Source organism: Kistimonas scapharcae (assembly GCF_039540975.1).
Classification (GTDB): Bacteria; Pseudomonadota; Gammaproteobacteria; order Pseudomonadales; family Endozoicomonadaceae; genus Kistimonas; species Kistimonas scapharcae.
The window spans coordinates 1-15,172 of sequence record NZ_BAABFL010000408.1; the positions used below are offsets into that span (position 1 = coordinate 1).

Genomic DNA, 15,172 nt, shown 5'->3' on the forward strand with positions numbered 1-15,172 from the left:
CCATGACACGTCTCCTAACCCAAGGAAAACCAGTGTCGTAAGTTTAGACGGGAGAATGGCTTATGTTAGGTGGTAATCAGGATACTTTAAGTCTGTTGCTTATATCCATGGATACGGCGACTTGCGCCTGCGATGGTCTGGATGAATCACTGGGTTGTTCAGTCTGTAATATGATTGCCTGCCTTCGTTGATGGGTATTTTGGTGTTTTTCAAAGTCACTACTGCATTTCCGGAATGCTGCGTTATTGGTCATCATTGTTTTCAATGGCTGATCAGTGTCTGTTGTCTTTTTCGCCTTGAGTTTTTGAGGGTAATGCCGTAACAGCAGTTCATATCGCTTCTTCCACGCATTAATCGTACCTTCACGGAGTCTGGTTAATCTTTCTTTCAGTGATTGAGTGGACGTAATCAGCACTTCAAGGGCGGCCATTGCCGTAATGTTGCTGGATGTTTCACTTTCCGTCTGCAGATCAAGCAGGGTATTGATATGGTCAGATATATTGCCAAGAGCCCGCTGCGCTGATATATCGGCGGTATTAAATTCTTTTATGGCATTAATAAACTGGTTTGTGATCTCCCGTGGTGCCAATATGTCTTCATCAAGCAGCGATACGATGAAGGGCCTGATATCAGGGATCCATGATTCACAGCGCTTGATGTTATGGGACATCTCCCAGACTTGTAAGTAACCGGATATCAGGGGCGTCAGAACATCGATGGGGAGTGTCTCCTGTTCTTGAGAAGGATTTTGCAATTGTTGGTACGCGTCATTCAAGTTTGTTGATCTGAGTGAGGTTATGGCGTTATTTGTGTTCTGGCAGCGCAATGCCTCCGATAAATTGTTCAACGCAGTTTCTACAGGTATCCGCCTTCTGCTGGTTTTGACTTGTTGCCATTCGTTGTCCTCATCGGAGGACGTTTCCCCTCGTTCGATGTGTTCAACGACTGCCATGCCGTCGGTAGTTTCACTATTTGTCTGTACCATGACGGGGGTGGCTGCTGCTTGAGCGGCGCCAGGAGAGTCTTCTTCTATAGGCGAGCCTGCGCCATCTTTCTGGTGTGCGTCCCTTGTTTTTCTGTCTTTTGTTTTCTTTTTTGGAGGGACGACTTTTTTCTGAAAATATTCGGCAAGAAACTTTAACTTACTTTGATGAAGTTGCTCGAGTTGCCGGGTGTTTTCTTCCAATTGCTCTTTTGCATGTAAATATAAGAGCTCTACCGTTTGTTCTGATGTTGTCACAAGGCCATAAGTAATCATACGTTCCGCCCATTGTTTAAACTGGGTTAGCAAGGAGCGTAGTGTTTCAATATTCAGGGAGTATTGTTGTGGTGTCGAAGCAGAAACATGTTGTTGATAAAAATAATTAAAACTCTGATGTCCAGCACGAAGAGTCATGGATAAATATTCATATAGCGCGAACAGGCGACGGTTTACGCATTCCTGATGCCATTTCTTAGGATCAATAACTTGGCTGACTTTATCTATCAGTTTTTCCATGTCGGATTTTTTTCGTGTTTTTTTGCGTTGTATCGGTGCACGGGGTTCAGGGCTTTCCTGAGGCTGGCTAGCATCGCTGGGCGGCAGCATAGAGGCTAATTGCTGAAGTGTCATTTGAACGAGATCCCAACGCTGTGAATGAACGCAAAAAATCAGTTGTTCCGCATAGTTAAGGTGGATTTCAATGAAATTTTCAGCATCAGGCTGGGGCTCATAGTTTCTAAATGGGCGGTGATCCCGATACTGTTGCAGTAATTGTGCTAAAAGCTGTTGGTAAGTCGTCAAGTATTCAGGTTTTGGTTGTCGTTCAGCCGTCTGATGTCTTAGATAAAAAATTTCACCGCTGGCTAACCATGATAGGGCCCGATAAAACACGTGATTCATTATGGTCTCACTGCATCTCGGTTCGTTAAACGGTGCCTGTAGTGAAATTCGCTGACCAAGGTTGATCGAGGTAATCGTTTCACCGACAGGCATGCCTTCTCCCTGTCGGTCGTCAATCGCCTGCCGGTCATTGATTCTGCTATCTATGATGCACTTAAGCCAGAGGCATACGGTTTTTAGAATGGGTTTCAGTAGATGAGCAAGGTATTCACTGTTTTGCTTATGTTGCAGGATAAACTGTTCAATGTTCTCCATGATATGCTGTGCAATACCGCCAAGCATCAAGGCCGCTTCACTACGTTGCTCGTAGGTAAAAAGGATACTGATAGCGATACTACGACTTTCTGTCTTGCCAAATGGTCGCTTATCAGTACTACTGGCAGGATAGTTGCGCGCGAATTGTTCGTAATCCTGACTTAAGCGTTCCAGCGCCGGAAGAAATCTCTCCAGATTACGCTGTATTCTATTTAGCTGATTCCAACGCTGATTGGATATTTGTTGATAAAGTTGTTTGACTTCCTTTTGGAAAACCTGCAATTCATTACTGCCTGCTTGCAGAATTTGTTGTGTCAGACCTTTTATCGGGAGGGATCGCTTTTTGTCTGGCTGTTTTGTGGTTGCTTTCTCCCTTTCAGGCTCATTCTGCACGGATAAGCTGGCTGGAAGAACGGTAGTGGGGATGGTGGTATCTTTTGCAGAACCAGAGCCTGCTGTTTTTTCAGCTGGCTTTTTTTTCTTCTTTTTCTTTTTTTTAGGGGCTGCGGAAGTTGTTTTGGGTCTTGCCCCGGAGCCTGGGGGAAAATCAGGTGTCGATGGCTGGATCTGGGTACCTTCAGGCTGGGGGTTAGCTATCAATTCTTCCGGATGAAGGGTGTGTGCAAGCAGAGACTCTCCGAACAAGCTGGACTCAGGGGGAGCTTCCAAAGCTTGAGCTTCTTTAGGTATCAAGGTTGTTGCAGGTATGTCTGCACGTGTTGGTGTATCTATTGGCTGTTCTTCTAAGGAAACTGCGAATAAGTCTCTTTTTCCAATAGCAGTGTCAGTAATGCCAAGGGTTACCGAAGATGAAGGTGGACTTATTCGCACCTTCCCTAACAGATTCTGGGGAAAAGTATCAGGACTCGAGCACCATGGTTTAGTAGTGGAACTGAGCTTTATGTCGAATCGAGAATCATCACTTTCTGTGGTATGAACTGCAGGATCTGGATGCCTGAAGCGTATTATCTGGCTACTCGGTAAGTTGATTGACGGTGTCGGTAGTTCAGATGATGTTTCCTCTATAGAAAGTGAATCCAGTGGAGGGATGTCATGGTCACCCACTTCAACTTGGATCACTTTCTTTTTAAGAATAGAACGCTCTTCATCGCTACTTGATGCGGAAGAACTATTTTCAGACGAACTAAACAGGGCACCCTGTCTGGGCTGAATGCCGAGTATTGTAAGTTCGTGTAACAATTCTTGCTGAGTCAGGATCGGGGTCAGAGGCGAGGGCGGAATACTGATTTTTCTCGACGAGCTGAATCCATATGCAGATGCTAAATCAACAACTACATCATCAGCACCTGTAGCGGCAGTATCTGAAATAGGAGATGTCGTAACCGGTTTCATCGCAAGTTTGTGTTTCAGGCTTTATCTGTGAAAAGTGCAATACACCTCAAAATAATATGACAACTGAATCGCCATGGAGTTCATTGGTGGAGTTGATATACGTCTGGATGTTAGTCAGATACAGGCTTATCGATGGATGATTTGCGCAGTTGTTTTAACTGATCAACCCATTGGGTGAGGTTGGCCGTCCCCTCAGTATCGCGAATAAAGATATGGGCATGTCCCAACCCTTTGACGGTTCTTTTCCAGGGGGGATTGATCCGAATGCTCCACTCAATGCCACGGTATTGGGTAGGGTCAGGTAAATGTTGACGGAGCAGCTCCTCAGACTTCTGTTTCAGAACGGCTTCATCCCAGACGGATTGGGATGAGAACAACAGCAGATGCGCAATGCCGTCCTCGAGCCAGTAGGGGAATCGGTTGATGGTCAGACGATACCCGAGTTCACAGCCATTTTCACTGCATTGTCGGGCCTGCCGCTCATCGAGACCAAAGACATCTTCGAAAATTACGGCTTCCGCCGTTTTCTTCTTGGCAAGATAGGCGGCTCGGTGTTTTTCATAGGCCTGATTGACAGAGGGATGACGCTCAAGGGGTTCGGCGGACAGGATTTTTTCCCAGGACGCCGGAGAAGCGAACACCCGGAGTGGACTTAAAACTAAAAAGAATAGCCACGTGAATAGTTTGGCTGGTTTTCTCATATTTATAAGCCCTTACTGCACGGCTTGCCTATGGAATAACTATAGACTGCAGGCATCGATGGAATACTCGTCAGTGGTTTTGACAATGTGGTTAGCCGTTATTGTGGTTTCAGGGGGAACGGCCTAGCCTTTAGGGCTTTCAACTGAGAGTAGACTGTCATGAGGCCGATGGTCAGAACACGCACTTAAGCCACAGCATCACGAGTCCATGATGCTGTGGCGTGACGGTTTACCCTTCCTGCATGCCGCAGAAACGTTGTTTCGCTTCTGACGGAAATCTGTTGTGTCCTTGAACAATACCTGGAATCTTTCGCTATCACGCACGTTGCTGCTGATGGTGCCCTTTGACCTGCTGGCGTCATTGGGAATGGATGTTTATTTGCCAGCGGTCCCTGAGATGGCATCGGTGTTTTCGACATCACCCGGTGCGGTGCAGCTGACATTGTCGCTCTATATGTTGATGCTCGGCTGTGGACAGTTGGTATTTGGCCCTTTATCTGACCGATTGGGACGCAGGCCGGTACTGCTGGGCGGTAATTTATTATTTGTCGTGAGTTCAATAGCCCTGGTATATGTTTCGACCATTGAAGGGTTTGTCTTTTGGCGAGTATGCCAGGGGGCAGGGGGCGCCGCTTCACTGGTGGCAACATTTGCCACAGTGCGTGATGTATACGGCCATCGTCGCGAAGCTGCCACTATCTACGCATTGTTAGGAGGCATGCTGGCATTTGTGCCAGCATTGGGCCCCGTGATCGGTGCACTGTTAATTGGTTGGGCGGGCTGGCAATCCGTGTTTTGGGCGCTGGCGCTTGCCGCTACTCTGGCTGGCTTTCATGCCGTGAAGTCATGGCCTGAGACGCGTTCGGATGTAACGGGAATTGGGGTAAAAACAGCGTTCCTGCAGGTAGTGCAGTCTGGTGGATTCTGGTTGTACACCCTGGCGTTTTCTGTGGCGATGGGGGCTTTTTTTGTTTACTTCTCCTCGGCTCCCAGAATGTTGATCGGTAAACTCGGCTATTCACCCATTGTCTTCAGTTTGCTGTTTTCAACGGTTGCACTGGTCATGATTGTGATGAGTCGTTTTGCCGGACGTATAGTTAGCCGTTTTGGCACTTCCGGTACCTTACGACTCGGTATGGTTGCGATAGGGAGCGGGGCCTTGTTGATGTTGGTTGCACAAATGCTCTCCTTTTCCGGCGCAGCATCTTTGCTGATACCTATGTTCGTGGTGGCAGTTGGTATCAGTTGTACCTGTGCAGTGTCTGCCAATGGCGCACTGGCTGCATTTCAGGATATAGCGGGTACGGCTGTTGCCCTGTATTACTGCATTGAAGCATTGCTGGTCTGTATCGTGGGTACGCTTGTCGTTACCCTGTTGCCTGGAGATACGCTCTGGCCGCTTATTGTTTTTTGCGGTGGTGGTGCAGTGGTCGTATTGGCCGGAATGTTTTTTGTGCGTCGTTAGTTCCGTTATTGCACAGGAAAGCAGCCCCTAGAGGCTGCTTTCCGGAAGATAAAGCAGAACGACGGATCCTGCGGTAAGTGCTGCCATGCAGATGTTAAATGTACGCAAAGCCCGGTCATGTTGCAGAAAACGCCCAATGGCTACACCAAACCCGGTCCAGAGAGAAATACAGGGCAGGTTGATCAGGCTGAAGATACCGGCAATCACCAAGGCTGAAACAGCATAATCCGCACCGGCCAGAGTGAATGCTGACATGCTGCCAATCGCCATGATCCAGGCTTTGACATTAACGACCTGGAACAGTGCTGCCTGCCACAGCGTGAATGGTTTGGCGGGCCCATTATGCTGTTCCGGACGGCTGGCATTGGCAATTTTCCAGGCCAGAAAAATCAGGTAGGCAGAGCCGATGTATTTCAGGATGGTCTGCAACACAGGCCATGTTTTGAAGGCATTGCCCAGCCCGAAAGCAACGGCCAGCAGCAGGATGAAAAAGCCGCTGGCTACCCCGGCAATATGGGGCAGTGTCCGGAAGAAGCCATAATTCGCACCACTGGCGGTCAACATAATATTATTCGGCCCCGGTGTGATACTGGAGGCAAAAGCAAACGTCATTAGTGGTATATAAAAACTGTGCCAGTCGAACATTCCGTTTTTACTCTGTTTTTCTTGTTGTTGATGTGGCGTTAGTCAGGGAATTTGGATGGTGCCTTCCAGGTACTTGACGGCGCCTCCCCGAATGTAGACCCGGTCACCCAGCAGTTCGCATTCCAGCTTGCCTCGGCGTGCCGAGAGCTGTTCAGCACGGAGCAGCGGTTTGTCCAGCTTTTCAGCCCAGAAGGGAGTCAATAGTGTGTGTGCCGAGCCGGTGACAGGATCTTCCAGGATGTCGACCTCGGGGCCACCAAACCAACGGGATACGAAATCAACAGACTCCCGTTCTGATGCTGCAGTGATAATCACCCCCCGTTTGATCACGCCCTTGGGCAGCTTGGTGAAATCAATACTCAGCTCCGCCACTGTTACTTCATCCGGTGCCAGAATGAGAAGGTCGTCATGGGAAGTAAAGGCTGCCAGTGGCGTAAAGGGAAGTTGTCTGGCAATGGCATCAGGCAACCGGATGGGCGATCGGTGATTCATGGGAAAGTTGAGCTCAATGAGCTCACCCTGAAACCGGACCTTGAGTTCACCGCTCAGGCTGTCAAAGACCTGCTGATGGGTACTGTCGCCTAATTCATGTCGAATGACATAGCTGGCAGCGAGGGTCGCGTGGCCACAGAGTTGTACTTCTGTGACGGGGGCGAACCAGCGAATATGATAGCGGTCATTATGCCGAACAAAGAAAGCGGTTTCTGACAGGTTGTTTTCCTTGGCCAGCTGTTGCATGCAGGCATCAGGTAGCCAACTTTGCAGTGGAATCACTGCCGCGGGGTTGCCACCGAACAGGCGGTCAGTGAAAGCATCAATTTGGTAATAGGGTAACGTTTTCATTGTTTTTCCCCGTTGCTGAAGACAATCACGACCCGTTTGTTGCGTTGCCCATTATTCTCAATTTTACTGATTCTGACGGGGCCGATCTCACGGGTATTGGCCACATGGGTACCGCCACAAGGCTGATAATCGGTCGCACCGGCCCTTACCATTCGGATTTTGCCTGCTCCCCTGGGTGGTTGAACAGACATGGTTCGCACAAGTTCCGGGTTGGTATCCAGTAGAGACGCTTCCAGGCATTCAATGGATATGGGCTCAGCCTGTCCGATGAGGGCATTGAGCTGCTGTGTCAGCAATTCTTTGTTCGCGTCGAAATTGCCCATGTCAAAATCCAACCGGCCCTTGTCCGCAGTCAAGGCACCACCGGTTACCCCGCAGGGAATCAGTGAACAGAGCAGGTGCATGCAGGTATGCATGCGCATATGGGCGTAACGGCGTGACCAGTCCAGTGTGACGGTCACAGTGTCGCCGGGCTGCAGATCAAGTGGTGCTTCGCTGACCTCATGCACGATAGCGCCGGATTCGCGATCTTTTCGTGTATTGGTGATCGTGAATTGGCTGCCGTTACTGGCATTGATGTGGCCGGTATCGCCAGGTTGTCCCCCGCCGGTGGGATAGAAGATGGTTTCTGCCAGTACCACGTTCTGATCCTGAATACTGGAGACCGTGGTTGTCAGCACTTTCTGATAGGGATCCTGATAGAAGACTGGCGCAGAATGATTCATCGGCTTGACTCTCTGGTTGCCATTGTATCCCTACAATTTGTGTGTTTTGTCGTTTTCATTGCTCTGTTGTGATCTTAGAATGACGTGAAATAAGATCAATAAATTAATTGTCACCATGACAATGCCTGGATATGCAGAATAAGAATTTAGAATCAGAGCAAAATTGGACACCTGAACTGGCTCGCTTTTCGGGGCCTCGTTATAAAGCGTTAGCCGATGCCATTGAAGAAGCGGTGGACAACGGTCAGCTTCCACCAGAAACGCGGCTGCCTACCCATCGGTCATTGGCTGAGCAACTTAATGTGACAGTGGGAACCGTTACCCGTGGCTATGCAGAAGCTGAACGCCGTCGTCTGGTGGTGGCTCGGGTTGGCAGCGGTACATTCGTGCGTGGCAAGCGTTGGGATCGACCGGATTTCAGTATTCCGGCGGAAACCGACACCACCCTGCTGGATTTAAGCCTGAGTCTGTCAGTGCCAGCTTGCCGGGAAAAAATGCTGGCCGATACCTTAAGTCGACTAAGTGATCATAGCGCCAAGCTGTCACCGCTATTGAAATACCATCCTGAACAGGGACTACTGCGGCATCGAAAAATGGTCGCTCACTGGCTGGAACGGTTCGGTATTTATGCTGATCCTGCTTGTATTTTGATGACCAACGGTGGTCAGCATGCCAACAGTCTTGTCCTGCGTGCCATGACCCGTCCCGGGGACACGGTTCTGTCTGATTACCTGACGTATCCCGGATTTATTTACAGCGTGCGACAGCAGCAGCTGCGTCATGTCGGCGTGCCGATGGATGAACAGGGTATGAAGCCCGATGCGCTGGTGGAGTATTGCCAACAACATCAACCCCGGTTGCTCTACCTGATGCCGGCGCTGCATAACCCGACGTCCATTATCATGCCGGAAGCGCGACGTCGGGAAATTCTCGCCATTGCCGCCGAGTTCAATGTTCTGGTGCTGGAAGATGATGTGAAATTCAGTATGCCGGAAAATCGGACGACTGCCATGGTGTCGATGGCGCCAGAGCAGGTGATCTACAGTGGCAGTTTCTCCAAATCCCTGGGGGGCGGGTTGCATATGGGGTTTGCCGTGTGTCCGCCTGATCTTGTGGAGCGTATAGGACAGGTATTACGCGGTGATTGCTGGAGTGCGACACCGCTGATGGCGGAAGTGGTGATGTCCTGGCTGGATTCTGGTAAGGCGTGGGAGCTGATGACCTGGCAGCGGGATGAAATCGCTGCCAGGCAGGCAATGGTGGCAGATACTTTGAACTGTCATGATCTGCAGTCCCAACCCTTTAGCTTCCATTGCTGGCTCAAATTGCCGGAGCCGTGGCGTGCTAACACGTTTGTTACTCAGTTAGAGCAGCAGGGTGTCCGGGTGCTGGGTGCTGAGATGTTTGCCGCCGGTAGTTCGCCAGCACCTCAGGGGATTCGCTTTTGCATCAGTAGTCTGGCAGAGCGACGGCAGCTTCAGGAAGCGCTGGAGATCATCCGGGATACGCTGGCGCTGGAGCCGATCCAGAAACCCATAGTTTTCTAATGATCGGGGTCAGTATTTATACGTAGTAGTTGCGTTATCCTAGACGTGATGGACAACAATAAATAAGCGAAGAACAATCCCCCCGGAGCGGTAATGACAGAAAGAAAACAATCAGGCCAGCCTGACGATATTCGTCACATTCTTGAAACGGCGGAACCCCTCCAGTCCACCGTCGAAAACAAGATGACACGTCGTGAGTATGAGCGTCTGAAACAGGAGTTACAGGTTGAATTGCTGAAGGTTCAGAGCTGGGTCAAGGAGACCGGACAGAAGGTCGTGATCCTGTTCGAAGGGCGTGATGCGGCCGGTAAGGGCGGTACTATCAAGCGAATGATGGAGCACCTCAATCCGCGGGGCGCCAGGGTGGTGGCGCTGGAAAAACCCAACGAGGAAGAACAGGGACAGTGGTATTTTCAGCGTTACATCAAGCACTTGCCATCACGGGGAGAAATCGTGCTGTTTGACCGTTCCTGGTACAACCGGGCGGGGGTTGAAGTGGTCATGAAGTTCTGTTCCCGCAAAGAACATATGGAATTTTTCCGGCAGGTCGCAGATCTGGAGCGGATGCTGGTTCATAGCAAGATCCATCTCTTCAAACTCTGGTTTTCCGTCAGTCAGGAAGAGCAACTCAGACGCTTCCAGAAACGTCGGCATGATCCGCTGAAACAGTGGAAGCTGAGCCCGATTGATCTTGCCTCCCTCGATAAGTGGGACGACTACACCCGCGCCAAGGAGCAGATGTTCCATTATACGGATACGGCCGATGCACCCTGGACGGTGATCAAGTCTGACGACAAGAAGCGTGCGCGGATCAATGCCATGCGACACCTGCTGCATTCGCTGGATTATCCCAACAAGAATCGGGATGTGGTCATTGTGCCGGAGCCGGAAATTGTGGGCGGTCCGGAATTGAGTAACAGCTAATGCGTTTTCCAGGCTCAGGGAATGAGCCTTGGGTGACTGCTGTCATTGTTGTAACGGGTTTGACGGCAGCCCCGAACGCATAATAATGATGATTCCCTCACCTGACTGACGCGTATCCCTCATGACTTCTGATATCAAACTCACTGAGTACAGCCATGGTGCCGGTTGTGGCTGCAAGATTTCCCCTGCCGTACTCAATGTGATTCTTGAAAGCGGTATTGAGTTACCGGATTTTCCCAATTTGCTGGTAGGCAACAGCGCCCGGGATGATGCGGCTGTGTATGACATGGGTAATGGCGAAGGCGTCATCAGTACCACGGATTTCTTCATGCCCATTGTGGATGATCCTTTTGATTTTGGCCGCATCGCCGCGACGAATGCGATCAGCGATATCTACGCCATGGGCGGTATGCCCGTGATGGCGATTGCTATCCTTGGTTGGCCGGTGAATGTCCTGGCGCCGGAGATCGCCAGAAAGGTGGTGGATGGTGGACGTCAGGCGTGTCTGGATGCCGGCATTCCCCTCGCTGGCGGCCACAGTATTGATGCACCGGAGCCTATTTTTGGTCTTGCGGTCACTGGTCGGGTCAGCCTTGAGCATCTCAAGCAGAACAACACGGCCCAGGCCGGGGATTCCCTGTATCTCACCAAACCCCTAGGTATAGGCATTCTGACCACCGCTGAGAAAAAGAAGCTGCTTAAGCCTGAACATCAGACCATCGCCCGAGACGCCATGTGCACGCTTAACAAACCGGGAGCTGCGTTTGCCCGGCTGCCCGGGGTATCAGCTATGACCGATGTCACGGGTTTTGGCCTGTTGGGGCATCTGCTTGAAATGTGCGGAGGCAGTGGTCTGCAGGCTGTTGTGGAAGAGAGGCTTCTTCCGGTTCTGCCTCATGTTGATGAATACCGGATACAGGGTGCGGTGCCCGGTGGTACCGGGCGAAACTTTGCCAGTTATGGCGACAAGGCATCATCACTGACTGAACGGCAACGGGATCTGCTCTGTGATCCGCAGACCAGTGGCGGTTTACTGGTTGCTGTTAATCCGGTGTCAGAGCGAGACTTTCTGACGGTTGCCACGGATCATGGGCTGGGTCTGGCGCGTATTGGCGAGCTGAAACCGCAGGAAGGTGATAGACTCGTAGTGGTGACCTGATCGGTTGTCCTCTGGTACAGACGTCAAAAGTGATGCCTGTCAAGGGGAGGGCGGGTTACGATGTAAATCTCCTGTTCCTTCGTGTAGATTGCCGATACACTACCCGACTGGGGCAGGAGACCCGGATGGATCGCATTTCAGGTGTATGTCACCGGGCAATGCTATATAGTGAAACCGGAAGCCGTGGTGGCTTCGGTAAACTTGAAGAAATCAGCCTCAGGCTGGTACACGTAGAAAGGTGAGAGTTATATGTCAGGTCAGTTAGTCGAAGGCGTCGTTAAGTGGTTTAGCGAAGAGAAGGGCTTTGGCTTTATTGAGCGTGAAGGCGAGAAAGACGTATTTGTACATTACCGTGCTATCAATGGCACCGGTCGCCGCAACCTCTATGAAGGTCAGCAGGTTTCTTTCGAAATCACCCAGGGACAGAAAGGTCCTCAGGCTGAGAACGTTACCATTCTCTCCTGATAACTTCCGGAGCTGCAGCGGTCACTGACCTGACAAGGTATCTGCCCTGATGATGATCTTCGGGGCAGGAGTGTGGAAGAGTAGATGAGAGCAGTAGAGCCAGATATCAGTTTTACTGGCGGCTTCATTGATCTGGCATGCTGAGATTCAGAGTATCGAGAGATACTGCCCGTGACCCCTGTGAAAGACCCATAAAAAAAGAGGCTCGAATTTCGAGTCTCTTTTTTTATGCTGGGATTTTGTCGCGCCATCCTGTTTTACACTGTTGCCACACGATGACGTGATTGCCTTTCAACCACTTGGATTAAATGGGGCGATTACCGTAATTGGATTCAGGCTTCTTGGGTGGGTTGGCGGTGATATTGGAAGGAACAGTTTCTATCTTCCCGCCCTTGTTGAGGAATTCTTCTACCTGACTACTGAGCATTTCGCGTAGACGACGGCGGGATTCCACTGTTCTTTCTTCAGCGGATTCCTCTTTGCTTCCCAGATAAGAAAAATCAACACCAACCACAACGTTTGCTTTTTGAGGCTTTCTCCGTGCCATAGCCATTTCCCTCTTTTTGGCCTGCTTGCCAGAACATCCTGCTGGCTCCGTTGTTATCGTTCTTATTGTTATAGCGCATGCTTCATGCAATGCCAGTTTCATTACATATCTTTTTTTACCGGATTTCCATGAAATACTTATGACAATTGATTTTTTTAAAAAATATATTCCTGACTTTTGGCTATAAAAAAAGGTGTTTTCAGTCTTCGTCGCGGGTTCCCTGAACTGTTGCGACAATCTGGCGTGAGCCTCCGTGGTTTCGGTGTTCTCCCAGATAAATACCCTGCCAGGACCCCAGGGCCAGCTGTCCATTGCGAATAGGGATTATCAAGCTGGCACCAAACAGACTGCACTTTATATGGGCGGGCATGTCATCCGTCCCCTCGTAGGTGTGAAGAAACCAGGGAGAACTCTCCGGCACCATGTGATTGATATGCCGTTCCATATCTTCCCTGACGGTCGGATCGGCATTCTCATTGATGGAAAGCGATGCAGAGGTGTGCTGGATAAACAGGTGCAATAACCCCACGGTATACTCATTGAGAAACGGCAGTTGTGACAGGATATCGTCAGTAATCAGGTGAAACCCCCTGGGGCGAGGTGTCAGCCGGATCATTTGTTGTCGCCACATGGTTCAGAACCCTCCATCATCACGCAACAATTATGTCACTATTTCACCAATAGCCACTATTCTGATCTCCCTGACGCTGTTGTTTGGGTATGGTGAGGCCATGGCTGATTATCTGCTCAGTATTGATGTCGGAACGCGCAGCCTGAGGGCAGCGCTGGTATCGGTTACAGGTGGCATCATCGGGCAGTCAGTCATGCCCCTTGTTATCCACAGGCCTGAAGCGCAACGGGCGGAACAGTCCAGTCAAAATATCTGGGAACAGCTGATCAACGCTGTCCGACACGTGCTGGCAGACAATCCCGGTGTAAGTCCTGGGCAGGTGCTGGGGATTGGTTTTGACAGTACTTACTCCATGTTGTTCCTGGATCAGGAACATCGACCCCTGCCCCTTTCTCAAACGCAAACACAGGCTTTTGATGTGCTTTTGTGGTGCGATCACCGAGCTATGGCAGAAGCAGATCAGATTAACCGATTAAACCCGGCGTCATCTGCGTCAAAGTCCGGTGGCCGTGTTACAGCAGAAATGCCGGTCTCACGCTGTTACTGGATGAGCCAGCATCGGCCAACATGCTGGCAGGCTACTGCCCATATCATAGAATTGTTTGATTTTCTGGTGTTGAAAGCGACGGGAGAGCTGATACGCAGCCCGTGTTCGTTCAGTACCCGTGCGCGTTATCTGGCCACAGAGGATATGGGGATCGGTATTTATGATCGTACGGAAGGGCCAGATTTGCCCCATGGTGCAGCGGTGGGGGAAGGGTTATTGGCAGATGTTGCCAGCCAGATGGGGTTACTGCCGGGCACACCGGTCAGCACGGGTACGGTCGATGGTTATGCCGGTACGCTGGCAGTCATGGGGGCAGGGTTGGAAGGGAAGACCCCTGCAGACTACGAGCGTGGTTTGACGTCTCGTATCAGCATGGTGGTGGGTACGTCCAGTATTTACCAATGTTTTTCGTCACAGACTGACACCATGCCGGGTATCTGGGGACCCTGGGATAATGGCGATCTGGCAGGCCTCAACGCTTATACCTGCGGGCAGAATGCCTTAGGTGCCTTACTGGATCATTTGCCATGCCGTCATCCGGCAGCGGCGGAGGTTTCTGATCTGGCCAACCAGGCAGGCGTCAGTGTGTATGATTATCTGGAAAGCCGGTTGACGGCTCTGGCGAAAGGTCAGCCAATCGCAGAGCTCACCCGGTCTTTGCACATTTTGCCCTTTTTTGCGGGTAATCGATGTCCCATCGGGGACTGCCATCTTACCGGTATGATCTCCGGTCTTGGGATGGACAGCGGGCCGGATGATATGGCGCTGCTTTATCTTGCGACGATTCAGGCGCTGGCACTGGAGGCGCGTCATGCGCTCGAGTGTTTGTTACAGGCAGGATTGCCCCTTGAAACACTGATGCCTGCCGGTGGATTGACGCGCAACCGGTTATTCATGCAGGAGCATGTCAATGTGTTAGGAATGCCTGCGATTCTGAACCGGGAACAAAACCCGATGCCTTTAGGGGCTGCCATGATGGCCGCAGTGGCGGCTGGTGTTTATCCCGATATTCGCAGCGCGATAGCAGGTATGAGTCGGGTTGGAGAAACACTGGTACCGGAATCAGGCTTGCGTGCGTTTTATGACAAGAAGTACCGAGTATACCGAGAAATGCATCAGGATCAGGTAAAGTACGCCACTGTCATGGACGAAGAGAACTGAATCTTATTGCGGTTGTATCTCCGTTAACCAACGTAAATTCGTTAAACTGTCACTTCTTTTGCAAAAGCTTGGCTCTTCTTCTGCTGAATAGTGCTGCATTATTTTGTCATTCAACTTGGATAGAGGATCCATGGGTAAAGGTAGTGATTTAGAACAATGGATTGATCTATATTTTTGGGGTTGCCATGGCTCTGCCTTACAGGTTGTTTGCGTTGCTGCCAATTTCACTTTTCTCATTGCACTAGGAGCTGTTGACGTTTCACATTGGTAACCAGACAAAAGCACAAGCCAGAGCTACGACACTGACAAAGTTTCGCTTTAG

Annotated in this window: 13 protein-coding genes; 6 read left to right on the plus strand and 7 right to left on the minus strand. The window is 50.5% G+C overall.

Features of this window, described 5'->3' with window-relative positions; genetic code table 11:
- Positions 1-76: 76 nt before the first annotated feature.
- A complete protein-coding gene (locus tag ABD892_RS15525; RefSeq protein ID WP_345196797.1) occupies positions 77-3,490 on the minus strand; it encodes a hypothetical protein in 3,414 nt (1,137 codons plus the stop codon).
- 110 nt (positions 3,491-3,600) lie between these two features.
- Positions 3,601-4,191, minus strand: coding sequence for a DUF3605 domain-containing protein (locus ABD892_RS15530; RefSeq protein WP_345196799.1), 591 nt, complete (start codon positions 4,189-4,191; stop codon positions 3,601-3,603).
- 283 nt (positions 4,192-4,474) lie between these two features.
- On the opposite strand from ABD892_RS15530, the gene cml reads away from it, so the two are divergent.
- A complete protein-coding gene (cml, locus tag ABD892_RS15535) occupies positions 4,475-5,656 on the plus strand; it encodes a CmlA/FloR family chloramphenicol efflux MFS transporter (RefSeq protein ID WP_345196800.1) in 1,182 nt (393 codons plus the stop codon).
- 27 nt (positions 5,657-5,683) lie between these two features.
- Here the strand turns inward: cml and ABD892_RS15540 are convergent, their stop codons facing one another.
- The 3 genes from ABD892_RS15540 to ABD892_RS15550 are packed head-to-tail and all read right to left on the minus strand — an operon-like array spanning position 5,684 to position 7,869.
- Positions 5,684-6,301: a LysE family translocator gene (locus tag ABD892_RS15540; RefSeq protein WP_345196801.1), complete on the minus strand. Its 618-nt coding sequence runs from the start codon at positions 6,299-6,301 to the stop codon at positions 5,684-5,686.
- A 42-nt stretch (positions 6,302-6,343) separates the two neighbouring features.
- On the minus strand, positions 6,344-7,144 hold the full coding sequence (locus ABD892_RS15545) for a PhzF family phenazine biosynthesis protein (RefSeq protein WP_345196802.1): 801 nt from the start codon (positions 7,142-7,144) through the stop codon (positions 6,344-6,346).
- Entirely contained in the window at positions 7,141-7,869 is a 729-nt protein-coding gene (locus ABD892_RS15550; RefSeq protein WP_345196804.1) for an alanyl-tRNA editing protein, read from the minus strand. Before ABD892_RS15550 ends, ABD892_RS15545 begins: the two co-directional genes overlap by 4 nt.
- Positions 7,870-8,000: 131 nt before the next feature.
- On the opposite strand from ABD892_RS15550, the gene ABD892_RS15555 reads away from it, so the two are divergent.
- The 4 genes from ABD892_RS15555 (at position 8,001) to ABD892_RS15570 (ending at position 11,964) form a co-directional block, all read left to right on the plus strand.
- Entirely contained in the window at positions 8,001-9,416 is a 1,416-nt protein-coding gene (locus ABD892_RS15555) for an aminotransferase-like domain-containing protein (protein WP_345196805.1), read from the plus strand.
- Positions 9,417-9,509: 93 nt separating this feature from the next.
- Positions 9,510-10,340, plus strand: coding sequence for a polyphosphate kinase 2 (ppk2, locus tag ABD892_RS15560; protein ID WP_345196807.1), 831 nt, complete (start codon positions 9,510-9,512; stop codon positions 10,338-10,340).
- A 121-nt stretch (positions 10,341-10,461) separates the two neighbouring features.
- The gene (gene selD, locus ABD892_RS15565) at positions 10,462-11,499 is read left to right on the plus strand and encodes a selenide, water dikinase SelD (protein ID WP_345196808.1); all 1,038 of its coding nucleotides are present in this window, start codon (positions 10,462-10,464) and stop codon (positions 11,497-11,499) included.
- 249 nt (positions 11,500-11,748) lie between these two features.
- A complete protein-coding gene (locus ABD892_RS15570) occupies positions 11,749-11,964 on the plus strand; it encodes a cold-shock protein (RefSeq protein ID WP_211829990.1) in 216 nt (71 codons plus the stop codon).
- Positions 11,965-12,268: 304 nt separating this feature from the next.
- Here ABD892_RS15570 and ABD892_RS15575 read toward each other — a convergent pair whose 3' ends face one another.
- Positions 12,269-12,748 (minus strand): hypothetical protein, encoded by a 480-nt coding sequence (locus tag ABD892_RS15575; protein WP_345196809.1) that lies wholly within the window; start codon positions 12,746-12,748, stop codon positions 12,269-12,271.
- Positions 12,711-13,142: a secondary thiamine-phosphate synthase enzyme YjbQ gene (locus tag ABD892_RS15580; protein ID WP_345196811.1), complete on the minus strand. Its 432-nt coding sequence runs from the start codon at positions 13,140-13,142 to the stop codon at positions 12,711-12,713. The genes ABD892_RS15575 and ABD892_RS15580 overlap by 38 nt, the downstream gene beginning before the upstream one ends.
- Here ABD892_RS15580 and ABD892_RS15585 point away from each other — a divergent pair.
- A complete protein-coding gene (locus tag ABD892_RS15585) occupies positions 13,141-14,850 on the plus strand; it encodes an FGGY-family carbohydrate kinase (RefSeq protein WP_345196813.1) in 1,710 nt (569 codons plus the stop codon). The two genes, ABD892_RS15580 and ABD892_RS15585, sit on opposite strands and share 2 nt — an antisense overlap.
- Positions 14,851-15,172 lie beyond the last annotated feature (322 nt).